This window comes from Kamptonema animale CS-326, assembly GCF_028330895.1.
Taxonomy (GTDB): Bacteria; Cyanobacteriota; Cyanobacteriia; order Cyanobacteriales; family Microcoleaceae; genus Kamptonema; species Kamptonema formosum.
In genome coordinates, this window is sequence record NZ_JAQMUA010000120.1 from 1 (window position 1) to 26,675 (window position 26,675).

21 protein-coding genes and 1 riboswitch are annotated in these 26,675 nt (G+C 42.6%); of the genes, 14 read left to right on the forward strand and 7 right to left on the reverse strand.

Annotation, left to right across the window (positions count from 1 at the left end):
* The coding region (locus tag PN499_RS06960; RefSeq protein WP_272030964.1) for an ISAzo13 family transposase at positions 1 to 566 on the forward strand (566 nt) is incomplete at its 5' end.
* A gap of 58 nt (positions 567 to 624) precedes the next feature.
* Here the strand turns inward: PN499_RS06960 and PN499_RS06965 are convergent.
* Positions 625 to 1,983: an ABC transporter ATP-binding protein gene (locus PN499_RS06965; RefSeq protein WP_272030965.1), complete on the reverse strand. Its 1,359-nt coding sequence runs from the start codon at positions 1,981 to 1,983 to the stop codon at positions 625 to 627.
* Positions 1,984 to 2,386: 403 nt separating this feature from the next.
* A riboswitch (Fluoride riboswitch) is annotated at positions 2,387 to 2,482 on the forward strand.
* A 97-nt stretch (positions 2,483 to 2,579) separates the two neighbouring features.
* Between PN499_RS06965 and PN499_RS06970 the strand changes: the two genes are divergently transcribed.
* Complete coding sequence (locus PN499_RS06970) at positions 2,580 to 3,962, forward strand: voltage-gated chloride channel family protein (RefSeq protein WP_272030967.1); 1,383 nt, start codon at positions 2,580 to 2,582, stop codon at positions 3,960 to 3,962.
* Positions 3,963 to 4,141: 179 nt separating this feature from the next.
* Here the strand turns inward: PN499_RS06970 and PN499_RS06975 are convergent, their stop codons facing one another.
* The 3 genes from PN499_RS06975 to PN499_RS06985 all read right to left on the reverse strand — a co-directional run bounded on the left by PN499_RS06975 (position 4,142) and on the right by PN499_RS06985 (position 7,735).
* A complete protein-coding gene (locus PN499_RS06975; RefSeq protein ID WP_272030968.1) occupies positions 4,142 to 6,193 on the reverse strand; it encodes a calcium-binding protein in 2,052 nt (683 codons plus the stop codon).
* Between the two features lie 243 nt (positions 6,194 to 6,436).
* A complete protein-coding gene (locus PN499_RS06980; protein WP_272030970.1) occupies positions 6,437 to 6,667 on the reverse strand; it encodes a hypothetical protein in 231 nt (76 codons plus the stop codon).
* Positions 6,668 to 6,802: 135 nt separating this feature from the next.
* Entirely contained in the window at positions 6,803 to 7,735 is a 933-nt protein-coding gene (locus PN499_RS06985) for a PEP-CTERM sorting domain-containing protein (protein WP_272030971.1), read from the reverse strand.
* A 196-nt stretch (positions 7,736 to 7,931) separates the two neighbouring features.
* Here PN499_RS06985 and PN499_RS06990 point away from each other — a divergent pair, with 196 nt between their 5' ends.
* Entirely contained in the window at positions 7,932 to 10,403 is a 2,472-nt protein-coding gene (locus PN499_RS06990) for an NB-ARC domain-containing protein (protein ID WP_272030972.1), read from the forward strand.
* Here the strand turns inward: PN499_RS06990 and PN499_RS06995 are convergent.
* Positions 10,380 to 10,649 (reverse strand): hypothetical protein, encoded by a 270-nt coding sequence (locus PN499_RS06995; RefSeq protein WP_272030973.1) that lies wholly within the window; start codon positions 10,647 to 10,649, stop codon positions 10,380 to 10,382. The two genes, PN499_RS06990 and PN499_RS06995, sit on opposite strands and share 24 nt — an antisense overlap.
* 318 nt (positions 10,650 to 10,967) lie before the next feature.
* Positions 10,968 to 11,543, reverse strand: a complete 576-nt coding sequence (locus PN499_RS07000) for a glycine-rich domain-containing protein (RefSeq protein ID WP_272030974.1) — start codon at positions 11,541 to 11,543, stop codon at positions 10,968 to 10,970.
* A gap of 979 nt (positions 11,544 to 12,522) precedes the next feature.
* On the opposite strand from PN499_RS07000, the gene PN499_RS07005 reads away from it, so the two are divergent.
* The 9 genes from PN499_RS07005 (at position 12,523) to PN499_RS07040 (ending at position 22,589) form a co-directional block, all read left to right on the forward strand.
* Positions 12,523 to 13,371, forward strand: a complete 849-nt coding sequence (locus PN499_RS07005) for a zinc metalloprotease HtpX (RefSeq protein WP_272030975.1) — start codon at positions 12,523 to 12,525, stop codon at positions 13,369 to 13,371.
* A 238-nt stretch (positions 13,372 to 13,609) separates the two neighbouring features.
* Complete coding sequence (locus PN499_RS07010) at positions 13,610 to 14,212, forward strand: hypothetical protein (RefSeq protein ID WP_007353197.1); 603 nt, start codon at positions 13,610 to 13,612, stop codon at positions 14,210 to 14,212.
* Between the two features lie 192 nt (positions 14,213 to 14,404).
* On the forward strand, positions 14,405 to 14,869 hold the full coding sequence (locus PN499_RS07015; RefSeq protein WP_272030976.1) for a hypothetical protein: 465 nt from the start codon (positions 14,405 to 14,407) through the stop codon (positions 14,867 to 14,869).
* Between the two features lie 241 nt (positions 14,870 to 15,110).
* A complete protein-coding gene (locus PN499_RS07020) occupies positions 15,111 to 17,447 on the forward strand; it encodes a PhoX family protein (RefSeq protein ID WP_272030977.1) in 2,337 nt (778 codons plus the stop codon).
* A 396-nt stretch (positions 17,448 to 17,843) separates the two neighbouring features.
* Positions 17,844 to 19,631 carry an aspartate--tRNA ligase gene (gene aspS, locus PN499_RS07025; protein WP_272030978.1) on the forward strand — a complete coding sequence of 596 codons (1,788 nt, stop codon included), beginning with the start codon at positions 17,844 to 17,846 and terminating at the stop codon, positions 19,629 to 19,631.
* 39 nt (positions 19,632 to 19,670) lie between these two features.
* Positions 19,671 to 19,814 carry a DUF6972 family protein gene (locus tag PN499_RS29650; RefSeq protein WP_417063867.1) on the forward strand — a complete coding sequence of 48 codons (144 nt, stop codon included), beginning with the start codon at positions 19,671 to 19,673 and terminating at the stop codon, positions 19,812 to 19,814.
* A 48-nt stretch (positions 19,815 to 19,862) separates the two neighbouring features.
* Positions 19,863 to 20,495 carry a Panacea domain-containing protein gene (locus PN499_RS07030; protein WP_272030979.1) on the forward strand — a complete coding sequence of 211 codons (633 nt, stop codon included), beginning with the start codon at positions 19,863 to 19,865 and terminating at the stop codon, positions 20,493 to 20,495.
* Positions 20,470 to 20,874, forward strand: coding sequence for a hypothetical protein (locus PN499_RS07035; protein WP_272030980.1), 405 nt, complete (start codon positions 20,470 to 20,472; stop codon positions 20,872 to 20,874). The genes PN499_RS07030 and PN499_RS07035 overlap by 26 nt, the downstream gene beginning before the upstream one ends.
* A 332-nt stretch (positions 20,875 to 21,206) precedes the next feature.
* A complete protein-coding gene (locus PN499_RS07040; protein ID WP_272030985.1) occupies positions 21,207 to 22,589 on the forward strand; it encodes an NB-ARC domain-containing protein in 1,383 nt (460 codons plus the stop codon).
* 219 nt (positions 22,590 to 22,808) lie between these two features.
* Here PN499_RS07040 and PN499_RS07045 read toward each other — a convergent pair whose 3' ends face one another.
* Complete coding sequence (locus PN499_RS07045) at positions 22,809 to 23,309, reverse strand: 2TM domain-containing protein (RefSeq protein ID WP_272030981.1); 501 nt, start codon at positions 23,307 to 23,309, stop codon at positions 22,809 to 22,811.
* Between the two features lie 372 nt (positions 23,310 to 23,681).
* Between PN499_RS07045 and PN499_RS07050 the strand changes: the two genes are divergently transcribed.
* Together PN499_RS07050 and PN499_RS07055 are read left to right on the forward strand one after the other, a co-directional pair.
* The gene (locus tag PN499_RS07050; RefSeq protein ID WP_272030983.1) at positions 23,682 to 25,766 is read left to right on the forward strand and encodes a thioredoxin domain-containing protein; all 2,085 of its coding nucleotides are present in this window, start codon (positions 23,682 to 23,684) and stop codon (positions 25,764 to 25,766) included.
* Between the two features lie 144 nt (positions 25,767 to 25,910).
* Positions 25,911 to 26,612, forward strand: coding sequence for an esterase/lipase family protein (locus PN499_RS07055; protein WP_272030984.1), 702 nt, complete (start codon positions 25,911 to 25,913; stop codon positions 26,610 to 26,612).
* Positions 26,613 to 26,675: the final 63 nt, after the last annotated feature.

Here is a 26,675-nt window from a genome sequence, read left to right on the forward strand (position 1 = left end):
ATCATGATTTTTGGAGCTTAGGTCACGGAAAAGTAATTCCACATGGGATTTACGATGCTCAAGAAAATCGAGGATATATAACATTAGGCAACAGTAAAGATACCAGTGAATTTGCTTGTGAATCTCTGAAAAGTTGGTGGAATAATTATGGAAAATTCATCTACCCTAATGCCACTTCAATTTTAGCAAAGTGTGATGGTGGAGGTAGTAACAATGCTAATCATTATATCTTTAAAGAAGATTTACAAAAGTTAGTTAATGAAATCGGAATTGAGATCAGAATTGCCCATTACCCTCCTTATACATCTAAATATAATCCCATCGAACATCGACTCTTTCCTCATGTTACTAGAGCTTGTCAAGGAGTAATTTTTACCAATATAGAATTAGTTAAATACCTGGTAGAAAAAACTCACACTAAAACCGGGCTATCTGTAGTTGCAAATGTGCTTGATAAAGCCTATAAAATTGGTCGAAAGGTAGCTGATAACTTTAAAAAAACTATGCAAATTGTTTTTGACGAATATTTGCCAAAATGGAACTATAGAGCGGTACCTCAAACTTAGCAATTCATCAAGTTATTTATTTTTTAGTCCTTAGCAATTAGCAATTAGCAATTAGCAATTAGCCTTTTGAAGCATTAATCAACTCCTGAGTTTGCACTTCTGTTTCTAAGAAAATTTCGCCAGTTGGTTCATCATAGCTGTAAATCTCTGCGTAGCGACCCCAGTCAATAGCTGTTTTCAATTGTCTCATTGCTTCTTTGGGGCTAAAATGGCCTTCCAAAATATCTAGAATTAACTCTTCAGAAATGCGGCGATTGCGCTTGGCGTGAAGCATTCGGTCAATCTGCTGTACGAGGCGAATATTGCCTAAAATTTGGTTGCGGACAATTTGTTTGCGCTCATCAATACTGCCAGCAATGAAATTATTTCCTATAGAAGTCAGGTGCAAATCGCCTTCTTGAATTCCTAAAAAATCCATTAATTTTGCACCTTCAACAATGGGCAAAATTTCATCAACTTCTAAAAGTAATTCTTGACCGAGGCGGTACAAATCTTTTTCTTGACGGTCTTCTAAAAGTTCTAAAAAACCAGCAATAGCGCCAATTCTTACCTGGGGTAGCGACTGATATTTAGCAGTTTGAGCGGGTTGAGGTTTAGAAACGGTAGCCGCAGGCTGTGTCTCTGTTTCGCAACTCAAATCGGGATTGGTAAGAATCTTATAAACTTGATCTACAAGCGCTTGGAATTGGGCAGTTTTGCGATCGCGGTAGTGCGGCAAATTCACGGCTAATTCAGCTCTGATTCTACCCGGATTGCGACCTAGTACCACAATCCGATCTGCTAAAATTACTGCTTCTTCAATCCCGTGAGTTACAATTAAAACTGCTTGGGTAGGAATTCGCTTTTCTAACCACAAATCTAATAACTCAAACCGCAAATTTTCTGCCGTTAGTACGTCTAATGCGGAAAAGGGTTCATCCATACAAAGCAGTTCTGGTTCTACTGCTAAAGCTCTGGCAAATCCTACCCGCTGGCGCATCCCACCAGAAAGTTCTTTAGGATAAGCATTTTCAAATCCGTCTAAACCGATAATATCAATCATTCGCAAGGCTTTTTGCTTGCGCTGTTCTGGCAATTCTCCCTTAGCTTTTAATCCTAATTCTACATTTTCCATGACTGTTAGCCAGGGATAAAGGGCGAAGTTTTGAAACACGATGGCTATGCCAGGATTTAAGCCAATTAAGGGGCGGTTATGGTAAAGAACTTGACCGCTAGTAGGGGGAATTAAGCCAGCAATCATCCGCATTAAAGTGGATTTACCCGATCCCGAAGGGCCGAGCAAAGCTACAATTTCTCCTGTACGCAACTCCAGGTTAATTGGCTCTAGAATCGCGATTTGCTGACCGTTGGGCTGCTGATAAGCCTTGCTGACTCCTTGCAGGGTAATGAGGCACTCTGTTGCTATTTTTACGACCACGACTCTACCTCTACATTTTTGTTAAAATTGATGGCATTCTGCGGAAAAAAGTTAATGCCCCAAACGGTTAAATCAAGATTAAAGCGGATGAGTTTGTCTTTTTCCCAGCAGCAGGATGGGAATAGCAGCAAATTGGATCGCGATGGAAAAAACAACTAAGGTTCCAACTGAGCGATCGCATAAAATTCCGATTAAGGCGCTGCCACAAACTTATGATAAGCCGTAGCCTGTATAAAATATCCCAGAGGCGGAACCGCTTTTGTCCGCAGGTACCATTCTGGCGATCGCAACTTCCATAATTGATTCTTGGGCTCCCATACTTATACCCCACAGCGCCATCCCTAGCAAGACTATTTCTTGATTTCCTAAAAATACTAATGGGATTCACCAAAGATGCTAGAATAATCGCAACGGCGATGGAGCTCGCCAAAACCGCCTGTTAGTGATTCTTTCCTGACGTTAACTAAAACACTAAAAGGCTGATGGCTCCTACTTTTCTGGCTTGCTGCCGGAGAGTAGGGCGTGAAAACTTCTCACTAACCTCTCATAACCTAGCAAGCCTTTGTCTATACCCAGAATCTGGAGAAAGGAATCTGATGTTAGCTAGTGCGCTATGGATTTTATTGATGGGCTTTTTTGCGGGTCAAATTAGTTTGATTATGAAAAGGTTTGAGCAATTTGAGCAATTTATTGCAGTCCCCCAACTCAGCAAGTGGTTCATCATTGCTTGTATTGTTGGCATTCTTTCCGGCTTAGGTTCTGCGGCTCTCCTAGCATCTTTAGATTGGGCAACAAATTGGCGAGAATCTCATCTCTGGATAATTGCCTTATTGCCATTAGCAGGATTCTTAAGTGGCTGGATTTATCATCAATATGGAAAGCAGGTAGAAGCCGGAAATAATCTTTTATTAGAAGAGATTCATAACCCCAAAAATATTATTCCCTTGCGAATGGCTCCAATGGTGCTGTTAGGTACAGATATAACTCATTTATTTGGAGGTTCCGCAGGTCGTGAAGGGACGGCACTGCAAATTGCTGCATCACTCGCCGATCAATTAACTAGAATCTTCCACTTTAAACACGCTAATCGACGAATTTTATTAATGTCGGCTCTCAGTGGCGGATTTGCTTCCGTTTTCGGAACTCCCTTAGCTGGAACTATCTTTGGTTTAGAGGTTTTAGCAATAGGAACTATTCAACATGATGCTCTTTTTCCCTGTTTAGTTGCAGCGGTTGTAGGCGATCGCATTACCCTAGTTTTGGGATTACATCATACAGCATACCGCCATGCTCCCTTTGTACCAACTGTCACCCCAATGGCGCTTATTTCTGCCATTGTCGCTGGTGCAATCTTCGGGATTGTAGCAATGATTTTTGCTAAATTAACTCACAAAATTAGCCACTTTTTCAAAGCAAAAATCTCCTATCCTCCTTTACGTCCTGCGATCGGTGGTACGATTGTTGTACTGAGTGTCTGGGCGATGGGATCGACTAAGTACATCGGTTTGGGTATTCCTACCATTGTCGATGCGTTTTTCACTCAGTTACCGCCTTGGGATTTTGCAGCAAAAATAGCGCTAACAGCTTTGACTTTAGGGGCCGGGTTTAAAGGAGGAGAAGTGACTCCTCTATTTTTTATTGGTGCAACATTAGGCAATGCTTTGTCCTTAATTTTGGCTTTGCCAGCACCTTTATTGGCAGGAATGGGGTTTGTTGCTGTCTTTGGCGGTGCGGCGAATACACCGATAGCTTCAACTTTAATGGGAATTGAACTTTTCGGTCAGGAATCGGGAGTATTTATTGCGATCTCTTGTGTGATGAGCTATGTTTTTTCAGGTCATGCTGGCATTTATAGTTCGCAGCGAATTGGGTCTAGTAAATACTATTTTATGTCGATGAAAAAAGGGATAAGTTTGTCTGAAAATAAGCAGGAAGATGCGGCAGATGTAGAAGAGAATAGCAAACAAAACCATGAGTGATTATAAATCGCGATTGCCAATGGAGCGATCTTTTTTGAGACCTATTAACTCAGATGAGTGAGAAAGGGATGATGCTATTTTAACAGCTATCTTTTTTTTGAGAAGGTTTTAGGTAAGGCGATCGCACCTTGAAATGGAGATGCGATCGCCTAGAACGCAAACATATCTGATGATTAAATTCAGATAATGGTAAAGTTTGCGGCTGTTAGGGGATTATCATCGTGAAGGATGTTGATAATATTCCCTGAACTGAGAGTGATTTTAGAAAATCGTTGCCCAGGAATAGGATTGCCATTCGCATCGGTTACTGTGCCATTGAAGAAGTTTCCGGGTGCGTTTAAAACAGCGCCTCCATCGCTAAAACCAAGGCTAGCAGCTAACTGTATTTTGTCATCAGCTACCACAAAATCCGCGATCCGATCTTCAGCGCTTGTCGCCTCAAAAATAAAGGTATCGCTGCCACCACCACCAGTAAGGTTATCATTGCCAGCATCTCCAATCAGGCTATCATTGCCACCGCCACCGTTAAGTATGTCATTGCCAGCACCTCCAATCAAGCTATCATTGCCAGCTACACCGTTTATGGTGTCGTTACCGCCTAAACCGTTGAGAGTATCACCCAAATCTGTGCCAAGGACTTTATCATCTCCCTCGGTTGCAGTGGTTGGCGTTGAATCTTGAAGGGTAAATCCCTCAAATTTGTAACCAACATCTGCAAGTAGTGCCAAATCAACTTTGGTGGGGATGAAGGCATCAAGATTGCCATCACCATGAATAGACGGAAGACCACCATTACTCCTCACAATACTACCTACATGCTCTAAGTCCGCAAGAGGAATTGGATTGCCCTTATTCTGGGCTTTAGCATTTGTACCAGTAAAGGAAATTTCAACCGTTGTACCAACAAAGATAACGGAACTTTCAAAGGTTTTTGCGCTAAAAATTGGGACTCCAGAACTAACTCCCAGAGCGTGTTCTATCTCATGGTTGGCAAGAAGAAAAAGGTTTCCAAGTTGTCCATTATTATCGCTAAAATCAAATGGTGTTGGGTCAGCGACGGCTGTATTCTGAAACATGATACTAGCTGCAAACGGTTCATAATTAACCCCATTGCGCCGATCGGGAAAAACATCAGAAAAACCCGTTTCATCAGTATAAACACCGTGACTTGTACGGCCAGCAGCGTACCCAGGAGGTTGAGCAGCCACAAAGATTAGTAGATCGTCGATCTCCTTGTCCAAAACAACCTTCTTCCTTTCATCTGTTGGACTTTGAGGATCTTCTACCCAGAACTCGGTACCAACGGGAACATTGGGAAATTCATCTTGGATAACAGCTTCCCAGTAGTCTGCTGCTGCTTCCAAAGTAGCTTTGCGGTTGGGGCCATCAATGGGGTCACTGAAGTATCCATTCGTATCAAACCGATAGTCAAATGTGATGTTAAAAGTGCTCACCTGAGACGGAGCACTAGCACGACCTTCAGCTTGACCAACAGTTTGGTAGTGTTCCCAAGCACTTTTTACTTTGCCAGTCACAATCGCTTTGGCAGCGTCGTTATTATTGACCAGGTAAAACTTTTCATCGAACGATGCGGGTGCAGGTGTGACTGTAGGTGGAGGTGTTGGTTCGGGTGTCGGACTAGCTGCAAAAGTGCTACTGGCAACATTCAGCAAAACTGCGATCGCCCGATTGCTACTTTTATCTGTTATCACCGTATCGCTACTACCAGCACCATTAGCACCCGTACCCGCAGTAAAAATGTAGTTATCAAAATTCAAAAACCCATTATTGCTGGCAATGCGATCGCTTCCATTTTGATAATCGGTAATGTAATCAATGTTGCCATCATCTAACAGTACAAAAAATGTATCAGTACCATCGCCACCTGTGAGGGTATCGATACCGCGATCGCCGTACAAATTATCATTGCCGCTACCACCAACAATTGAATCATTTTCTTGACCTCCCCACAACCAATCATCCCCATCTCCGCCGATAACAGTATCTTCATCTTTGTCGCCGCGAAGGGAATCATTGCCACCTCCGCCATCAATTTCATCGTTTCCTTTGCCACCGTATACAATTTCATTGTCAGAGGAACTGCTAACAGTATCATTACCTTTGCGAGTTAGTAGTCCTCCCGATGCCTCCTGAAGTTGTCCAGCTTGGAGTGCAATATTATCTGCTGTATCTTCTCCGACTAAGTAAAACTCTTGTTGTTTGATTGCCATAAGTTTTGTACCTATTTGTTGCGTAAATAACTCACTGGAGAAATGGCGATGAAAAGCTTAATTGCACCCAAAAAACAAAAGGTCAGAGACGCAGCAAAGTTAACCTTTACCGCTTCCCCAACCCCGCGAAGATCGTACTTTCGTCCCAGGCTGAGCCTTTTGCTGGCTATTTAATTGGTTCAAACTTAGACTCTGCCGACCATCTCAGTCGTACATTATAAGTGGGACTTAGCTTTAACTACCTTAAGGCGAGTTCTTTGAAGTCCACTTGTTTACGTCTCGATCGCATATTATATACCTATAATGAGTCGATCCTCTGACAAACACCTGAATTTTTTTAGAATTTAACCTTTCGGTGTCGATTTCTAGGTGTCCATAGCCTGTATCTCTCCAAGTTTCGATCAAAAGGCGCTCCATGTGAGAAAAAATTTCCTCTGGGGTATTTGGAGGCGGGGTTTCGGGTGCTAATGTCATCTCTCTTCGGTGTAGTATGTTCTCCAGTTTTGTACGGAGCGATCGCAATTCTTTGTTGGTGAGGGCAACTACAGAGGAATTGCCCTACAAGGGTTTAAAGATAGAGGTTTGCGTAAGTCCTAAATTTGCAAGCAATTAATGTGACTTTGCCTCTCGCCGACGGCGTATTGTTACCATCATCCCTGTACCTAGAACGCTACCCAAAAGGCTTAAAGGTTCAGGAACAGCCTCAATTGCTTCTTGCTCAAAACTAGCAGTCTCAGTATTAAATTCGAGTTTAATGGGAAAGGCTTCCGGGTTGGTGGGATCGACGTTTATACCGGTAACAGAGAACTCCGAAACACCAACTCCGCCGACCAATAAATTGCCAAGTTGATCGCTATATTTTGTGAAGTCAATGGATTGTCCTGGGGTGAAGTTTGTACCGAGAAGGATATCCTTAACTGCAACGGAAAAGGGATTATTAAAACCAGTCGGTAAGTCGAGAATCTGGGTAAAGAGAGAATCTCCAGTCATGGTATAATTAAATCCGTAAGCGGTTGGTGGATCGAACCAATTTCCTGAATGGACATTGAGAAAGGAGAATACTCGATTGCGAATCAGAATTCCCAAAATAGAATTATTTTGGGAAGAACCTTTTGGCGCTGCTGTTTGAGTGGAAACTTGAGCGATCTGTGAAGAATTTAATGAAGTCGATTGAGTAGAAACTTGATCGATAGCTAAATAATTTGATGAGGTGATTTGAGTTGTATTAGTATTAGTGACTTGCGAAACTACCGACCCTTGCTTTGGAGTGCTTCCCTGAATTACTGTGACTGGTAATTGGGGAGCACACATAGATAAAGACTGATTGATGCCACCTACAGACTGCCCCATCGACATACAGTGTGTACTCGAACTCATAAAGGAATTTTGGGAAATGCTATTTGAAATGCTATTTGAGATCGATAGTTCAGCCGCTTGTACATTTACTCCCGCTCCCAATAAAATTGCTAATGTGGCTATGGTTGCGGTTACTTTGTCAGCCTGTTTATGAGAAAATAGACAAGTTTTGTGAATGTTCATCATTGTTTTGCATTTACTTTATAGTTGGATTAAAGCTTCAGACACTTAGTAGCAAATATTTTTATTTCCTCAAGATGAATCCGCTTCTGGTGTTTTGCTAAGTCTGAGCTTCCAATCCTTTTTACAATGCCCCTCTGAGATGAGTCACGATCATCTCAGACGGATCGGAACTGATCTTGACTTTTTGCCATAAATGTGTATGAGTCAGCCAACTCTCAGAGCCTCAGAGCAAGGACACCGACAAATTCAGCAAGCTAGGAATACCAATCAAAAGAAATGGGTAGCAAAAGAAGATAACCTCACCCCTTTAATCGAAGCGAGTCAATGGCTCATTAACCAATATGCCGAGAAAAAAGGTTGGAATGCCAATGATCCAGGATGGGTGAGAAATTTTGAGCAGTTTTTGCGAGTCGAGAAACATCAAGATATCAATGAAATTAAGAAAAAAATCATACAGTCGCAACAGGGTTCACTCTTTGAAAGACTTACCAAACTTATAGACCAAGGCACAGCCTTTGCTCACGGCATTTCTTACCGTACTTGGAGCAATTTTGCCTCTCCTACAAGATGCGTAGGGATTAACGAGCAAGCTTTTAAAGCCTATTGCCATATTTTAGGCTTAAATTGGCAAGAAATTGCTGAAAAACCGCCCAAAAAATCTGCCAGTTTTTCAGATATACGCCAAAACTTACCCGGTAAAGATGGCAATTTTATCGGCAGAGAACAAGAAATTGAACGGTTGCTAACGCTGCTCTCTTTTGATAGCAATCACAACCGAATTAGCATTGAAGGATGTGGTGGCGTAGGAAAAACATCTCTAGCATTAGAAGGTGCTTATCGCTGCCTAAATCTCAACCAGGAAAATGCTAACTTTCCTAGTTTTGAAGCAATTATCTTTACCTCAGCGAAAGCACAACGTTTAACTGGAAAAGGTATTGTAAAACGCTGCCATCGCGAGAGCACACTAAGAGATATATTCCAAGCAATCGCTCGTACTCTTAAATGTACTAACATTATTTGTGGAGACTTTGACGAACAGCAAAAACTCATTCTCTATAGTTTAAGTAAGCAACGAACTCTGTTAATTATCGACAATCTGGAAACCCTTGACGAGCAACAAATTGTACTAGATTTTTTGCAGGATTTACCCATAACAGTAAAAGCGGTGATTACCACCCGCATTCAAACTGATTTTTCTCGGATATTGCTTGAGAGCTTAACTTTCAATCGAGGGTTACACCTCATCCAACAACAAGCTGAAGCAAAAGCTATAACTTTATCAGAAACAGCAGCCTCTGAAATTTGCCACAAAACAAGTGGCATCCCCGCAGCTATCGTTTATGTACTCGGTCAATTAGTAGCAAACTACAAGCTGGAAAATGTTTTAAATCGATTGCTATCACCCACAGGTGAAGTCGCTAATTTTTGTTTTGAAGGCTCAATTCAACCGCTCAGAGGAAAATTAGCTCACCAATTATTAATGGCAGTGGCATTATTCCCGCATCCCGCTTTAGAAGAGGCAATTATACAAACTGCTATCCCGAATGATTACGATGGACAAGCAATTGATAAAGCTCTAGCCAAATTACAGCAACTTTCTTTGATTAAATACCAGGAAAACCGCTATCAAATGATTTCCTTAACTCGCGAATACGTCTTGAACGAATTAAAAATCAACCGTGAATTTGAAGTGACAGCGCGGGAACGCTGGATTTCTTGGTATCTAAAATATTGCCAAAAATACGGGGGGCAAGATGGTAAAGAGTGGAATAATGACCACGAGCTAGATGCGGAATGGGAAAATATTCAAGCAGTGATTGATTGGTGTATTAGTCAAGAGAAATACAGTGAATTCTTACAATTTTGGCAGCAGGTCAAAGGTTATTCTTACGCTCAGAGTTATAACCGCGATCGCCTAACTTATTGGAGTTACCGATTAGATTGGACAGAATGGCTTATTGAAGCAGCGAAGAAGCGAAAAGATTTGACAACTGCTGCCGAAGCAATGTGCGATCGCGCTTGGACTCTCACGATTGTGGGACAGGAAAAACATTTAGAATTAGCAGAAAGTTTACTCAAAGAAACGTGGAAACTTCGTCATTATCAAAGTCACACTTTTCAGGTTGATTTAGCAATTAATATTGCGGTTCTCCGCATTGGAAAACAGCAGTTGAAAAAAGCGCTTTTATGGCTAAAGAAAGCTTTGATATTAGTAAAAGTGCATCAGCTAAAAGACAAAAAATCAAAACGCCAGCACATCCATATTTCTTATTGCCAAGGCAAAATCCACTTCCTAAAAGAAGATTATGCAATAGCAAAAATCCACTATCAAGAAACACTCAAAAAATCTCAAGAGATAGGCTGGCAGCGCAGTATCGCCTTAGCAAAAAACTGGCTAGGAGATGTTGCTGTCGAGCAGGAAAACTTTGATGAAGCTAGACATTTATTTGAGGAAGGCTTGCAAATTGCCCAACGAAACCAAGATCGAAGTTGGGAAGCCTACTGTAAAGAATCGATCGCTTTTCTAGCCAAAAAACAGAACGATTTAAAAGCAGCAAACCACTGGGCAAATTTAGCAATTGAAGACTTTAGTACCTTGGGGATGCTGCCAGAAGTTGAAAGAATGACTGCTTTTGTTCAAAGTTTATCACTCAGTATCGATCCAAGTTGAATTCCCGCTTTTAACTGTGGGAATAAAAAGCGAAGTAGTGGGCTTTTCACAGGCGGTTAGGAGGAGCAATAAGACAATGACAACAACAGCAATTAATAACCAGATACCTGCATTAGATTTCGGTTCTTTAGATTCCTGTTCTATAAATTGTCTCTTACAAGTTATACAGAATATTTCTTGTGGTCGTTCGGGGTGTTCCAGAATATAGCAAATAGGTTTTCCTAAGATATCGTGGTGACAAGACATGATTGCTCCAAAGGAAACGAATAAATCACGGAAAAAAAACTGGTAAAATCTTGAACAAAATCTGTAGGGGTGGGTTCACCAGGATATTTTACACCCCACAAATAATCTCAATAAATCCACCGCCACCCAACAGATAACCCAAACAACCATTGCCCAAACAACATGAAATTCAATCAATTGTTCAATATCTGGGTGGGGTGGGGCGGGTTTATATAATTTGTCGATGGGTGTCAAATATCTTGGCGAACCCGCCCCTACAAGATGCGTGACAATGGTGCGAGACGTGAGTTTAATCGGAATTGAGATCTGTGCTTATCCTTAATTCCAAGGTTGAGGAAAAACAGCCAAAACTTCGGCTTTTATATCAACTGTCGGGCGATTTTCCCATTTTTTTTTGGAATCGGAATCTTTCAGATTGCTACAGCGAACACCTTTATTTTTGTCCCCCTCAGCTTTCAGCCAGATTTTCGATCGATCTAGTTTGTTACTAGGAGAGATGCCAAAATGCTGCTTGAAAATAGTTTGAGTTTCGGCAAAAGCTACCTGCCAAGTTTGCTCATCCGCCTCACCCCGCAGACTAAAATAAGGGAAATGGTGAACATAGCGGCCAAATAAAAGTTCACAGTCTTGGTGATACTTCCTGGTATCCAAAATGTGATTGTGCCAAACTGCATCTATTTCCTGTGTGGGGACAAACAGCCGATCGGGATATAGGTACATGAGTCCCAAAAATGCCATGTAACGTGCGATCGCCCTCACAGTTTTTGCTTTTGTCCAGCCGCGACCTTTTTCTGGGTGCATTAGCTTATAAGCAATTGGACCCAAATCTAATGCTCTTAGTTTGTTAAGAAAAACTTTAACTTCTGCACGCACAACTTTATGCTCAACTGACATAAGTTGAACTCCTCTTCTTACTTTGAACGAAAGGTTGAAGAAGCTCGTTGGCCAACTGCTTCTATATATATATCTGGATAAACTCGAAAAATTATTGCAAAGTTGCCCAAAGTTTTATCGATAGGCATCCTACTAATAGCAAAAGCCCCAGAGGTCTTGACCCCAGAACCCTTATGCTGCATACTGAAGAGAGCATTAGAGTGTGTTAGAGTTAATATCGCAGGATTTACGCAAAATCGCAGTACAGTCGCTTTCCAAGCGCGGTGATTTGACCGCCAGGATGGCGGCGGTACGTAAGTAATGCGTAAGTCCTATATCAAAGTCTTTATCATTAAGTTTTAAAGTCGATATCGATCGCGAACATCCTGAGAACCTCAGAACAAAACACAATACTAGAGAAATTAAGCCAGCGGTTGCGGAATCTTTTGGGAGAAATAGCTCAGTTTGGCTGGCAAACTGGGGAAGTGGTAGATTTCTTGTGGATAAATGCGATCGCACCAACTCAACATTGGCTCAAATTCCTACATTAGTGTCAAAGAGCGCCGTTACCCGGTCAATCTCTATCAGCATAAGTGATTTAAATAATGAACAGCTTATCCCTCCAGTTAAGCAAATCTTGGGCTTTCTAGTTTGGATGGTGCAGGAGAGGTGAGCGCTATTAAACAGAAATAGCGATCTGTAGCTATGATAATAGCTAACAATTATTTGAAAAAATAATCAGAAAAACAGCTTTTTTTCCACTGCGGTTAATATGAAAGACTGCGGACTTAAATCGGCAGAGCTTTTCTGTGATTTTTAGCACTGTTGTATAACTTTGGAGAATTGGTATCAGGTACGCTAAACCGTACCTCTGGATTCGCGTTCTCCTCCATGCTCAGCCTGTAAAGTACCGATACAATGTCAATAAGTATAAAAAGCAATCAAATTGCTCACTTACATAGATTACTAGAGAAGCGACTGCCGGAAGGAGAGCACGCAAATGAACCAAGTAAAAACTGTTGCATTGTTAGGCCTATTAAGCGGTCTTTTAGTTACCGTTAGCTATTGGGTAATTGGAGGCAGTGGTGGCGCTCTGATCGGTATTGCCTTAGCTGCCGTGATGAATTTGGGTTCTTGGTTTTACTCCGATCGAATTGCTTTAGCAGCTTACGGAGCTCAACCAGTAAGTCCTAATCAAGCGCCGGGGCTTTATAGCATGGTGGAAAATTTGTCACAGCGTGCGAGTTTGCCTATGCCGGCAGTTTACATTATTCCTAGTCCGGCGGCTAATGCTTTCGCCACTGGTCGTGACCCAGAACACGCTGCGGTTGCTGTCACGGAAGGCATTATGAATATGTTGCCTGATGATGAGCTTGAAGCCGTACTCGCCCACGAATTAAGCCACATTAATAACCGCGATACTCTTACCCAGGCTGTTGCGGCTACGGTTGCTGGTGCTATTTCTTTATTAGCGCAAATGGCGAGTTATAGTATGTGGTTTGGGGGTTCGCGAGATGATGACAATGGTCGCAATCCTTTGGGGTTGTTGTTGAGTATTATTTTGGCCCCTGTAGCAGCATCGGTGATTCAGTTGGCAATTTCACGCACGCGGGAATTTTCTGCTGATGCGGGTGCGGCTAAGTTAACTGGAAATCCCCGTGCTTTGGCTCGTGCTTTACAGCGTTTAGAAAGCAGTTCAAGGCAGATGCCGCTGGATGGTAATCCCGCTTTTGAACCGCTTTTGATTATCAATTCTTTCTCTGGTGATTGGTTGAAAAATCTCTTCTCTACTCACCCTTCAACAGAAGCACGGATTGAGAATTTGTTGAAGCTAGAGCAACAATTGTAGAGTGTTAACAGTTAACAGTTAACTGTTAACAGTTAACTGTTAACTGGTAACTGGTAACTGTAATTGCAACTTTCCAGGCATACTTAAATGTACGGTGGGCGCTCGCTGATAACCATCTACTACTATAAGTTACAGCTTTTTGGCAGCGAGCGCCCACCTTACGAAGGTCTACAAAATCAAAGTCTACAAAAGTCAAAATTCAGAGTCCTCAGTTCTCATTAATTTAGGAGAAACGATTATGACAGATGAAACTAATATCCCTCAAGAATCTTCAATTGTTGGGCCTGTCAGTGAAGAAACTACAGACTTGGTAAAAGCAGAGATGCCTAACGCTAGCGAAGATGTGATTAAGGAAACTGCTGCACTGTTTGAAGCGGTTAAGAAGCGAGTGCAAACAGAAATGCAAGCAGCTACAGATCTGACTCGCGAGGCTTATGAAAAAGCGGTGACAAAAGCCCAGCAAAGTGTTGAAGAAAATCAGATTACTGTTAAAGAACGGATGGAAGAAGCCGTGCGGTTAGTGCAACAGGAAGCTGAGAAAAATTGGTTGGTGGTGGATGCGATTAAAACGCGAGCACAGGCAGAGGTACAGTCTGCTGGTGAAGTCAGCCGCGATACTTATCTGAAAGCGGTTCGGGAAGCGCGAACAGCAGTAGAAGAAAATAAGTTGATTGAACGCGATCGCATTGAGCAAGCTGTCGAACAAATCCAAAGAGAAGCTGATAAAAACTGGCACGTTATTGTCAGCGAAATTGAGTCAATTGGTGTGAAACTCACTGATGCTGCTAGGTCGGCTTGGAATGCGCTAACAGCTTTTTTTGATAAGTCTAATCGTCATTAAAGGCGATCGCTACCTCCTTTTAGATTGACCGCAAAAACTGGATTACTTACAGGTTTTACCTAAGAGTAATCCAGTTTTTTTAATGGCTAATTGTTAATCATAACACAGTTAATCGTTAAACAAAGCTTAAAATGAAGTTAATAATAAGCTGTTAAGCTTAGAAGCGCCTATACAGAAATGAGAGTGAAACTAATGGGTGCGTACCGTTATTTACTACGAGGAATAATTGGCGGAATATTAAGTTTTGCAGCGATCGCATCAACTGCTTTAGCTGAAATCAAAGAACTCGACTTTACTATCAATTCTAATGGCAGCGAATCCTTTAGTACCTTAATTCAGCAAGCAGAAGAATATGCTAAAACTTCAATAGATCGGGAATTTAAAGCAGACCCGAATCTTACTGAAATTTCCATCATCATTTTAATCGAGCGGCAGAAGCAAGTAGTTCCAATTCTGCGGTCAAGGGTTTCGCGATCGCAGTGGCAGAGAGATACTCGAATTGACCAGTGGACTAGATATTTCGGCGATGCTAAAATCCTATTAGGTTTAAGAAACACTAATTCACCTCAAGCAAGTTTTCCAACTTCCCAAATCAGCTCACCCTTCTCCGAACGACGGCGCTTGAGAGAAAATGACCCTGGCTTTAGGGATGACTGAGCGCTGGCAAAAGCAGACAGACTTTTTCAAGAATAAAGGCGTAACATACCATAAATTTAAAACTTTAAATCAGACAAACTGCTTTAGGTCTAGATTATTGTTAGATTAATAAAAAGCTAATTAAGCTAGATTATTCGCTCGATATCTATTAACAATTACATTAACTAGATTTAACTTGACAGGTGTATCTTGTATGGGAGAAATAAATATTAAAAACATGAGTCAGGGTTAAAACAGCTTTATGTCAAAAATTAGTCGCCGGCAATTACTAATTTTCTTTGGAAGCAGTGCTGCCGCAAGCGTATTAGCGCCTCAATTAAGTCAAAAATTATTGGGCGACTCCGGCACGGCTCAGGCTCAAGTTCCGCTGACCTTTACTCCAGTGCGCCTACCTCACCCGCTCCCTATTTACCAAAAACAGTCCAGTTTTATACCAACAGGAATCGAGAAGGGCACGATCGCGCCTGCCTCGGCAGATACCAAGCTGGTAAATTACACAGTTATGGATGACCTGATCGTACCGCCAGAGTACGAACGTTATGTAATAGTGCGTTGGGGCGATCGCGTCTTCCCCGATCGAGCCGACTACTTCGGCTACAACTGCGATTACACCGCCTTTATCCCCAATCGCGGCAGCGACAGCGACGGCTACCTCTGGGTCAATCACGAATACGTCTCCTACCCCATGTCCAAGGTAGCGCCAACCGACGTAACGGAAGACCTCACAGCCTTCCCAACCACAGATCGCATCGTACTCGGTCTAGATTTATCTGTGAAAAATCGCGCCACCCTGGGCGAGTTCATGTACAACTTAGGCGGTTCCATCCTCCGAATTGTCAAAACCAGCGATCGCTTCCAAGTAGTCCCCAGTGACTCCAAAAACCGCCGCATTCACGGTCTTTCTGGCTTAGCCATCAACAGCCAGCGTTCTGACCAATATAAAAACGTCACATCTTGGGGCAACAGACAAGGCGACAATAACTTCTTATACGGCACTGGCCCCGCCGCTACCCAAGTTTTCGAGCAAGTCAACTCAGACGGCCTCGGCAACCGCATCATCGGCACCGCTTACAACTGTTCCGGCGGCACCACTCCTTGGGGAACCATTCTCTCAGGCGAAGAAAACTTTCAAGGTAGCGAAGTCTTTTTCGTCGGAGTTCAGGAAAACATCAAACCGAATGGCAGCCAGACAAGCTACATTAACGGCACAACGGGTTCAGAGTTCGGCTTAACCGGCGAAAAATATGGCTGGATGGTCGAAGTCGATCCCGCTGAACCCAACTTCCGCCCCCGCAAACACACCTGGTTAGGGCGCTTCCGCCACGAAAACATCGCCATTCGCGCAGAAGCAGGGGGGCGGCTAGTCGCTTACATGGGAGACGATCGTCGAGGCGGCCACACCTGGAAATTTGTCAGCAATGGGACAATTGGAGATATCAACGACAAAAGTAATAGCAGCTTGTTTGAAAATGGGACGCTGTATGTAGCTCGTTACAACCGCGACTTTACAGGCGAATGGATTCCCTTAACCTTAAATGCTCGTACCAATCCGATCGCACCTTCAATTCTCGCTGAAGCTGAGGTCGCAAGTCTCGGTCAAGCTCAAAGAAATGCTCCCCTCCGCTTACCAAAGCGCAAAGGAATTGCCGGTCAAACTGACGACGGCGGTTCCTTCGTGGTGGATATTACCAATGAAGCCAAAGTGCTGTCAGATTATCGTAATAAGACCCTCGCAGATTTCTACACCAGTCAAGGTGCAGTTTTAGTCGATGCCTTTTTAGCAGCCAATCTCATTGGTGGAACTCCCACAGCGCGGCCAGAGGATTTAGAAATTAACCCGCTGACTAAGGAAGTTTTCATTGCCTATACTGACGGCGCACCCGGCAGTGACGGCTACCCTGACTCCCGCATTTTTGTCGTCGCCAAGTACAACCGCAATGTTAACAGCGTCCAGCAGTCGGGAGGGCTTTACAAGATTATTGAAAACAGCGCTGATGGTACTGGTACAACTTTCCGCTGGCAACGGTTTGCCCAAGGTGGAGAAGCGGGGGCGAAAGATGGCGCTGGTTTCGCCAGTGTAGACAACATCCTCTTCGATCGCCAAGGAAACGTTTGGGGGGTCACGGATATGTCTACTGGCACTCACAACGGTTTTGATGTTGGTGCCGCTGGCAAGCCAAACCCCATCGATCACGCTCGATCCGGTAATGTGGCTGAGTTTACGGGAGTTTTCGGCAACAACTGGCTGTTTATGATTCCCACTACAGGCGCGAATGCCGGAGAGGTAATTCCCTTTGCTTACGGGCCAAACCGCTGCGAGATGACTGGGCCAACTTTAGTTGGGAATACGCTGATTCTTGCAGTGCAGCATCCGGGAGAAGATTGCCCAATCGATGACGGAACTGTGTTGCGGCGATCGATCGAGATGTTGGATTTGAATGGCAGTTTGTTTACTCAGACGCGGGTAGTGTTACGTGGTAGCAGTTGGCCGAGCAATATTGAGAAAGATGCTCGCCTTGTACCTCGGCCTTCTGTGGTTGGTATTCGTCGTGTTGATTCTAATAGCAGGTTTATCTAGAAGGTTGATTGTTTAGTTGAATAGGCCGGCAAAGCTCATTGGTGTCAACTTAACGTCAAACCCTTAATCCGACAGGGGTTAAAACCCCTGTCTCAAAGATCAAGTCCTCTGAAGAGGACTAATACAGCCGATTCCAGGTTTATGCTGTAAATTTAACAATTTTCTTCAGTCCTCTTCAGAGGACTTTAGCTATTAGACAGGGGTTTTAACCCCTGACGGGCTTTCGGATGGCAGTTGACACCAATGGGCAATGCTGCGCCCCTATTGCTAATTTGTAGATGCCTCTAAAAAAGCTAGTACCCAGGGCGGCTGTAAATAAGCCGATCCAAAAGGCTATGCTGTCTTCTATACTGGTATGTCACCTGTAATCAAGCCTAGAGACCTGAATCAACTATCATGCGAACCCACTATTGCGGCCAACTCCTAAGCGATCGTATTGGAGAGACTGTTACCCTGTGCGGATGGGTAGACCGTCGGCGCGATCACGGTGGCGTTATTTTTCTGGATTTGCGCGATCGCACCGGACTTGTGCAAATTGTCAGCGATCCCCAACGCACGCCAACTTCCTATGAAGCGGCTGACCATTTACGCAGCGAATATGTGGTTAGAATTACGGGGAAAGTGACGCGACGGCCTGAAGATTCCCTCAATCCTAAGTTAGCGACGGGAGAGGTAGAAGTTTATGCAGCGGAAATTGAGTTATTGAATGCAGTTCGCAAACAGTTACCGTTTCAGGTTTCGACGGCGGAAACTGAAAGCGTGCGCGAAGACTTGCGGTTGAAGTATCGATATTTGGATTTGCGGCGCGATCGTATGAGTCGTAATTTGCAACTCCGCCACCAAGTAGTTAAAGCTATCCGCCGTCACCTCGAAGATGCGGAAAATTTCATCGAAGTAGAAACGCCAATTTTAACTCGTTCTACTCCTGAAGGTGCGAGAGATTATCTAGTTCCCAGCCGCGTCAATCCGGGGGAATGGTACGCTTTGCCGCAGTCGCCGCAGTTGTTTAAACAATTATTGATGGTTTCTGGTTTTGATAGATATTATCAAATTGCCCGATGTTTTCGCGATGAAGATTTGCGGGCAGATAGACAGCCCGAATTTACTCAATTAGACATGGAAATGAGCTTCATGTCTCTGGAAGAAATTCTGGAATTAAATGAAGGTTTAACCTGTCACATATTCAAAACTGTTAAAGGGATTGATTTGCCTCGTCCTTTCCCCCGTTTAACTTATGCTGAAGCGATGGGACGCTACGGCAGCGATAAACCAGATACTCGCTTTGGATTAGAATTAGTCGATGTTTCCGACTTAATGAAAGATTCCGGGTTTAAAGTATTTTCGGGTGCTGTAGCCTCTGGCGGGATTGTGAAAGTATTGCCAATTCCCGGCGGGAATGATGCCATCTCAAATGTGCGGATTAAACCAGGCGGTGACTTATTCAAAGAAGCAAACGAAGCAGGCGCAAAGGGTTTAGCTTATATTCGCGTCCGCGATAACGGCGAAATTGATACGATTGGCGCAATTAAAGATAACCTGAAAGAGGAACAAAAGCAAGAATTACTAACTCGCACGGGTGCAAAACCTGGTCATTTACTATTATTTGGTGCAGGTGATGCGCCAACTGTAAATAAGACTTTAGATAGGTTGCGTTTAGCCGTTGGTCAAGAGTTGGGATTGATTGATAAGGATAAGATGAATCTGTTGTGGGTGACAGATTTTCCAATGTTTGAATGGAATGCTGATGAAAAGCGTTTAGAAGCATTACATCACCCGTTTACTGCACCGCATCCTGATGATATTAACGATCTGAAAACGGCGCGAGCCCAAGCTTACGATTTAGTCTTAAATGGCACTGAAGTCGGCGGCGGTTCTCGCAGAATTTATCAGCGGGAAGTTCAGGAAAAAGTATTTGAAGCGATTGGATTATCGACAGAGGAAGCTTACAATAAGTTTGGCTTTTTGTTAGATGCCTTTGAGTACGGTACGCCGCCTCACGGGGGAATTGCTTACGGTTTGGATCGATTGGTAATGCTATTAGCTGGTGAGGAGTCAATTCGCGATGTAATTGCGTTTCCGAAGACGCAGCAGGCGGGGTGTTTGTTAACGAATGCGCCGTCTGGGGTAGATGATAAACAGTTGAAAGAGTTGCACGTTCAATCGACTGCTAAGCCGAAGGTTTAGTGAGGAGAAAATTAGGAGGCGATCGCGTTTCTGTTGAGAGTGCGATCGCTTTTAAGTATTGATATAAAAGATGGAGAATTTACAGGTACAATTCGGGGCTACGATGGTTATGGTATGTTTTTTGTTGAATCAATTGGTTATAGAGTTGAGCCGGATGGTAGCCGTCTTTTACTTTATTTATGATATAATTTAATATCTGTAGGACTGGTGAAATTTATTTTAATAACGGCAATGATCCCAGCTACCTCAATAACAACTGACTATCAAATAACTATAACTTCTCGACTCTGGCAAAGAGTTGAGCAAATTGCCGGAGAATTTAACTTGTCTGTTTTGGAACTATTGGAACAGATAGGTGAAGGTCAATTGAAAGTTGTTGCGGCCCAAACAAATTCAGAAAAACTGACTTGTATAGATATTGCAAATTATTTCATCTGGTTAGCCTCAAAAATTGATGTAGCAATCAATGTCTACAAGCTACAAAAACTGGTATATTACGCTCAAGCTTGGCATTTAGGAGTTTACGGAACCTCACTATTTGAGAAAGATTTTCAAGCATGGATTCATGGTCCGGTGATTCCTGATTTATTAGAGAAGTATCAATGCCAATTTAATTGGGAACCAATTATAGAAAAAATTGAAGAACCGAAACTTCCCGAACAAATTGGGGAATTTATAGAAGAAGTTGCCGAGGCATATTTTGAGTATGATGATGAAACTTTAGAGCGAATGATTTGCAGTGAAAAGCCTTGGCTAGAAGCAAGAGGGGATTTGCCGAGAGATGAATCTTGTCATACCATTATTTCTCAAGAATCGATGAAAAAATATTATTCTGCCCGTGTCAAAGAAGAAACTTCTGTCTAAAATTGTCCCTTCTCAACAGAAACCGCCAGCAGGTTTGGGATTTTCTTTCAAGTATTTGCAAACGCAGAATGAAAAATTTTCAATTCGCGATCGCGATCCGAATTATTTTACTGCTTTTTTGGAAAGGTTGCGGGATTTATCAACATTAACAGCACAAGAAGTGAAGATGAATCGCAGTCAATCTCTTCGCTGTCATCCCATTAAATGGCGAGAAACAACTGAACCGAATGGGTTTGGTATCGCTAATGAAAAAGAATTAGTAACAATTCCTTATCAGTTTTCTCTTTCAAGTAATGAACATGGTCGAGTACATGGTTTTTTTATTGAAGATGTATTTTATATTGTTTGGTTAGATCCGAACCATAATCTTTATCAGTAAGCATTGGTTTTCTAAATAATGGAAGGAAAAGGCGATCGCATTTCTGTTATGATTCGGGGCTACGAGCGTTATGGTATGTTTTTTACAGTTTTTAAGGATATGTGGGAAGAGAGGTCTTCCCATCGACGCTCTAATTATTGTCCCATAATTAGTACCTCGTTAATAACTAACATTATTAATATGCTTGCAAGAATAAACTTGTGTCAAGTCGGATAATATCGGAAAATGCCGGGAGTTTTACAAATTACAGTTTAGGCAAAAATCGGATTTTGCCTGGTAGTATCGGAAAAAGTCGGATTATAATAGGTAAAATCCCTTGTACCTACCCGAAAATGGACGTTAAAGAAATCTTAAAGTTTGCCGACGACCTAGTATTTACCAAAACTGGGAAGCACCTAGACGATGTACAAGATGCTGTGCTGCGTGGTGCTTGGAAAGGTAACACATACACTCAAATCGCAGAGGAATCAGGCTACAGCGATGGTCATCTTAGAGATATTGCCTCACAATTATGGAAAATCCTATCAGGTATATTAGGTGAAGAAGTTAATAAATCAAATTTTCGCTCCACAATAGAGAGGTGTAGATTGTCTATTACTTCATCAACTTTTGAAAACAATTTTGCCAATAATAACATCAATATTTGTAGAGATATTGTAAACTCTCCAGCAGTCTCACAAGTGCGATCGCACCCTAAACCCGACAGCGACAAACCCCAAACCTGCCAAGACTTAAGAGACGCACCCGATATCACCCCACTATACGATCGCACACTCGAACTCACCACCCTAGAACAATGGATTGTAGGCGATCGCACCCGCCTAATCGCCATATTAGGACTCAGCGGCATAGGCAAAACCGCGATCGCACTCCACCTCTTACCACAAATTCAGCATCAATTTGAATATGTAGTTTGGCGAAGTCTTCGCACATCCCCAACCCTAGAAACCACCTTAAAAAACCTAATTAAATTTATCTCCGATCGAGCAGATGGCGATTTGCCAGTCAGCACAGATGATAGACTTTCAATATTGATAGAATATCTGCGATCGCACCGTTGCCTCATCATCTTAGATGACGTACAAACCATCCTCAGTAGCGGACAAATAGCAGGTAATTACCGTCCTGAATATGAAAATTACGGCACACTATTCAGACTTATATCAGAAATTCCCCACAACAGTTGCTTAATCCTCAACAGTTGGGAACCCCCTAGAGAAATTGCCGCATTAACAGGAGAAACTGCGCCCGTTCGCACATTATATCTAGGTGGATTGGGTACAGCAGCATCCGAAATCTTCAAAGACAAAGGTTTACTTGAAGACGAGAACTGGCAAACTATTATTAACACCTACGGAGGCAATCCCTTATGGTTAAAAATAGTTGCTACAATGATTCAAGAATTATTTAATGGTAAAGTTAGCGAATATTTAAAATATGATATCTTGTTTCTGGGGGAAGAATTAAAAACAATATTGCAGCAACACTTAAATCGCTTGTCTAACTTAGAAAAACAGGTAATAACACACATCGGGAATGCAGCCGAATCCATCTCAATTTCCCAATTGATAAAAGATATGAAATTGCCTGCCTCAGAGTTAATTAATGCCGTTCAATCCTTGAGAAGGCGTTCATTGATTGAGAAACAAGAACAAGAAAATGTAACACTTTTGAACCTATCACCGACGTTCAGACAATATGTGAAAAAACAATAGGTTCGTCTCGATAAAATTTAAACAGGACTTACGCGCTCCAACAAAAGAAACCGGGTTTTTTACACATTTTCTAGCTGCAATGAAGTATTTTGGTAAAAACCCGGTTTCTGGGCCTTGCGGTACAACGATATAAAATATACACTAATATTAGTTAAGGGCGATCGATTTTAATAATCAATCACCCTTAAAACGACCGATTTTCTCTCTTTTTTCCAAAGTTTATGATGACTGCAACCAGTTGCGAAACTTAACCGCTGCCGTACCAAGAGATTGACCTACTTGCTTTTTCAACCGCCACTTTTGAAAAGCTTGCTCGTACTCTTCCCCTTCACTTTGATAGGTATTCCAAGCACTAAGAGACAGTCCTAATCCCCAACCTAATAAAATGTAAAGCGACCAAGAAAGCTCGTGATTTGATGCTAAATTAAGCAGCAATAAGAAAGTATTGACAATACCGTACTTAACTAAATTTTGCTGCAATTTGCTGCGGCGATAAGCATTAAAAACATTCTTTTCTTGAAATTCTCCCCTATGGGCCATCCATTCCAATTCCGCCGCCTGAATGTCCGCTGGAGAGATACCTAATTCACTGGCCACCTCGAAAAGCTGGGTTCTAGACATTTCTCCGGTTTCTTCTCTACGCGCGATCGCTAACTGGAGAATTTTTTGAGCATCCTCCGAGGCATAGGTTTGAGTGATTTGATTTTCTGTTGTCGCCATATTAAGTTTTCTAGCTTCCTAACATCTTCTCTATCTTATCTACATTAAGCGGGAAATGACAGTAGTGAAAAGGGGGGATTTCACTACTAGCAATGTAAATTCTGGGCAGAACTCAAGTTATAGGCTAATAAGTAGGTGGACATAAATAAACGCTACTATATAATTGCGAGTAGCAACTAAGCAATCCCAAGTTTTTACGTTCGCGAAGCTTGCTCAAAGAGCGTATCCTTTGTTACTGGCAATCAAACATAATGTTAACAGTTAACAGTCAACAGTTAACCCTTAACAAATAAGGCATAACTATAAATATTATTTTGCGCTACAATGACAAATAATTGCTTAATGTATTTCATTAGAACTTTATCTGTAATTATGACTAATCGTCTTGCCCAATCTCAAAGTCTTTACCTCCGCAAACACGCTGAAAATCCCATTGATTGGTGGTCTTGGTGCGATGAAGCCTTGGAAATAGCTAGCCGCGAAAACAAGCCGATCTTTCTTTCTGTGGGCTATTCTAGTTGCCACTGGTGTACTGTGATGGAAAATGAGGCATTTTCTAATGTTGCGATCGCAGAGTACATGAACGCCCATTTTATCCCCATTAAAGTCGATCGCGAAGAACGTCCTGACTTGGATAGCATCTATATGCAGGCGTTGCAAATGATGACTGGTCAAGGTGGTTGGCCCCTGAATATTTTTCTCGATCCCATCGATCGCATTCCCTTCTATGGCGGTACTTACTTCCCAGTCGATCCCCGCTATGGAAGACCTGGCTTTCTAGAAGTTCTGCACGCAATTCGCCGCTTTTACGATCTGGAAAAAGGCAAGTTGCAAGCTTTCAAAGAAGAGATTTTAGCACATTTTCAGCAGTCTGCGGCACTGTCTGGAATGGAGAAGTTAAGCGGTGAATTACTCCGACGCGGTTTAGAAACTAGCACTGCGATTATTAGCGCTCGCGAGTATGGCCCCAGTTTTCCAATGATGCCTTATTCTGAATCTGCTTTGCGCGGAATGCGGTTTAATCTTGAAGGCAAATCTGACAGTAAGCAAGTTTGCACGCAGCGGGGTTTAGACTTAGCTTTAGGTGGCATTTATGACCACGTTGCTGGCGGATTTCACCGATATACCGTTGACGGAACTTGGACTGTACCGCATTTTGAAAAGATGCTCTATGATAACGGTCAAATTGTTGAATATTTAGCTAATTTGTGGAGTGCAGGAGTTAGAGAACCAGCTTTTGAGCGTGCAGTTGCGGGGACGGTAGAGTGGTTGCAAAGGGAAATGATTGCGCCTGCTGGTTATTTTTATGCTGCACAAGATGCTGACAATTTCACCAATATCGAAGAGACTGAACCGGAGGAAGGAGCGTTTTATGTTTGGAGTTACAGCGAATTAGAAAATTTGCTGGAAGCTGATGAATTTAGAGAACTTCAAGAGCAGTTTACTGTCACGCAGACGGGCAATTTTGAAGCTAAGAATGTCTTGCAACGCCGCGAGCCTGGTAAACTGAGTTCTATTCTGGAAACTGCTTTAGCTAAACTATTTAAAGTTCGCTACGGTGCTGTTCCTGAAAGTGTCAAAGTCTTTCCTCCAGCGCGTAACAATCAGGAAGCTAAAAGTTATGATTGGCCTGGTAGAATTCCAGCGGTGACTGATACTAAGATGATTGTAGCTTGGAATAGCTTAATGATTTCTGGTTTAGCTAGAGCTGCTGCTGTTTTTCACAATTCAGAATACTTGGAATTGGCTGCTAAAGCTGCTAATTTTATCTTAGACAATCAATGGATTGATGGCCGCTTTCACCGACTAAATTATGACGGCAAATCGGCTGTTATGGCGCAGTCTGAAGATTATGCTTTGTTTTTGAAAGCACTGCTAGATTTGCATCAGGTATCTGAGGGTTGGTTGGAGACAAAACCTGATAGTTTCAACCTCAAACCTGAAGTTTGGTTAGAGAAAGCAGTGAAAATACAAGAGGAGTTTGACGAATTTCTTTGGAGTATTGAGGTAGGAGGTTATTACAATACTGCGAGTGATGCAAGTGCAGATTTATTAGTACGGGAACGCAGTTATACAGATAATGCAACACCAGCGGCGAATGGAGTTGCAATCGCGAATCTTGTACGCCTAACATTGCTAACAGAAGACTTGCAATATCTCGATCGCGCTGAGCAAGGTTTGCAAGCTTTTAGTAGCGTGATGCAGGAGTCTCCTCAAGCTTGTCCGAGTCTGTTTGCAGCGCTCGATTGGTATCAAAATTGTACCTTGATTCGTACTACCAGAGATGAAATTTCCGGCTTGATTTCCCAATATCAGCCAACTGCTGTTTATAAGAGCGAAAGCAATCTAACAGAGGGCGTGGTAGGATTAGTTTGTCAGGCTTTAAGTTGTAAGAAACCTGCTAAAACTAAAGAGCAGTTGTTAGAACAGATTCAACAAAGCCAAATCCGAGGTTGATTTTTATAGGACTTACACACGCTTTACGTAACGCCGCCCTCTAGGCGGTAAATAAACCGCCCAGAGGGCGGCGTTACGAGGGTGTCTTTACTCTATTGTTACGAATCAACCTAATATTAACAAAAGAAGAATCTCAAATATACAATGCCGTTACCAACAGTAATTTTACCAGGATATTTCGCTGCCGCCTCGGAATATAGCGAATTAGAGAAAATTCTGCGCGATCGCGGTTTCCCGACTCTGATAGTACCCCTAAGTCAACGGGATTGGTGGCCAACAGTAGGAGGGCGATCGATGATACCCATTTTGCGATCGCTCGATCGCACAGTCAAGCAAGCCCTGCAACAATATAATAGCTCTCAGATTAACCTCATCGGTCACTCAGCCGGCGGCTGGATTGCGCGGATATATCTCGGAGAAAAGCCCTATACTATTCATGGAGACGTAGCCGAAGACGTTGGTTTATGGAACGCTTTCCCCTCTGTAAATACCCTGGTTACTTTGGGTACGCCTCACGTCAGTCAGGAAAGATGGACTCGCAAAAATCTAGATTTTGTCAAGATTCACTATCCCGGTGCTTTTCATCCAAATGTTCGCTATGTCTGCGTTGCAGGTAAGGCAGTTTTTGGGAAACGTGGCTTTAAAACCTGGTTAGCTTATAACAGTTATAAACTGACAATTGGGATCGCAGAAACTTGGGGAGATGGAATTACTCCCGTAGCCGCAGCACATTTAGAAGGTGCAGAAAATTTAGTTTTAGATGACGTTTGGCATTCACCGCGATCGCCTGGTAAATGGTACGGTTCACCTGAAATTGTACCATCTTGGATAGAATATTTACGGTAGAAATTCTTGGTAATTGGTAATTGGTAATTGGTAATTGGTAATTGGTAATTGGTAATTGGTAAT

Coding starts and splice junctions, on each gene's coding strand:
- PN499_RS06970 (WP_272030967.1), top strand. CDS start 2,580: ATGTTAGCTAGTGCGCTATGGATTTTATTGATGGGCTTTTTTGCGGGT.
- PN499_RS06975 (WP_272030968.1), bottom strand. CDS start 6,193: ATGGCAATCAAACAACAAGAGTTTTACTTAGTCGGAGAAGATACAGCA.
- PN499_RS06980 (WP_272030970.1), bottom strand. CDS start 6,667: ATGACATTAGCACCCGAAACCCCGCCTCCAAATACCCCAGAGGAAATT.
- PN499_RS06985 (WP_272030971.1), bottom strand. CDS start 7,735: ATGATGAACATTCACAAAACTTGTCTATTTTCTCATAAACAGGCTGAC.
- PN499_RS06990 (WP_272030972.1), top strand. CDS start 7,932: ATGAGTCAGCCAACTCTCAGAGCCTCAGAGCAAGGACACCGACAAATT.
- PN499_RS06995 (WP_272030973.1), bottom strand. CDS start 10,649: ATGTCTTGTCACCACGATATCTTAGGAAAACCTATTTGCTATATTCTG.
- PN499_RS07000 (WP_272030974.1), bottom strand. CDS start 11,543: ATGTCAGTTGAGCATAAAGTTGTGCGTGCAGAAGTTAAAGTTTTTCTT.
- PN499_RS07005 (WP_272030975.1), top strand. CDS start 12,523: ATGAACCAAGTAAAAACTGTTGCATTGTTAGGCCTATTAAGCGGTCTT.
- PN499_RS07010 (WP_007353197.1), top strand. CDS start 13,610: ATGACAGATGAAACTAATATCCCTCAAGAATCTTCAATTGTTGGGCCT.
- PN499_RS07015 (WP_272030976.1), top strand. CDS start 14,405: ATGGGTGCGTACCGTTATTTACTACGAGGAATAATTGGCGGAATATTA.
- PN499_RS07020 (WP_272030977.1), top strand. CDS start 15,111: ATGTCAAAAATTAGTCGCCGGCAATTACTAATTTTCTTTGGAAGCAGT.
- aspS (WP_272030978.1), top strand. CDS start 17,844: ATGCGAACCCACTATTGCGGCCAACTCCTAAGCGATCGTATTGGAGAG.
- PN499_RS07030 (WP_272030979.1), top strand. CDS start 19,863: ATGATCCCAGCTACCTCAATAACAACTGACTATCAAATAACTATAACT.
- PN499_RS07040 (WP_272030985.1), top strand. CDS start 21,207: ATGGACGTTAAAGAAATCTTAAAGTTTGCCGACGACCTAGTATTTACC.
- PN499_RS07045 (WP_272030981.1), bottom strand. CDS start 23,309: ATGGCGACAACAGAAAATCAAATCACTCAAACCTATGCCTCGGAGGAT.
- PN499_RS07050 (WP_272030983.1), top strand. CDS start 23,682: ATGACTAATCGTCTTGCCCAATCTCAAAGTCTTTACCTCCGCAAACAC.
- PN499_RS07055 (WP_272030984.1), top strand. CDS start 25,911: ATGCCGTTACCAACAGTAATTTTACCAGGATATTTCGCTGCCGCCTCG.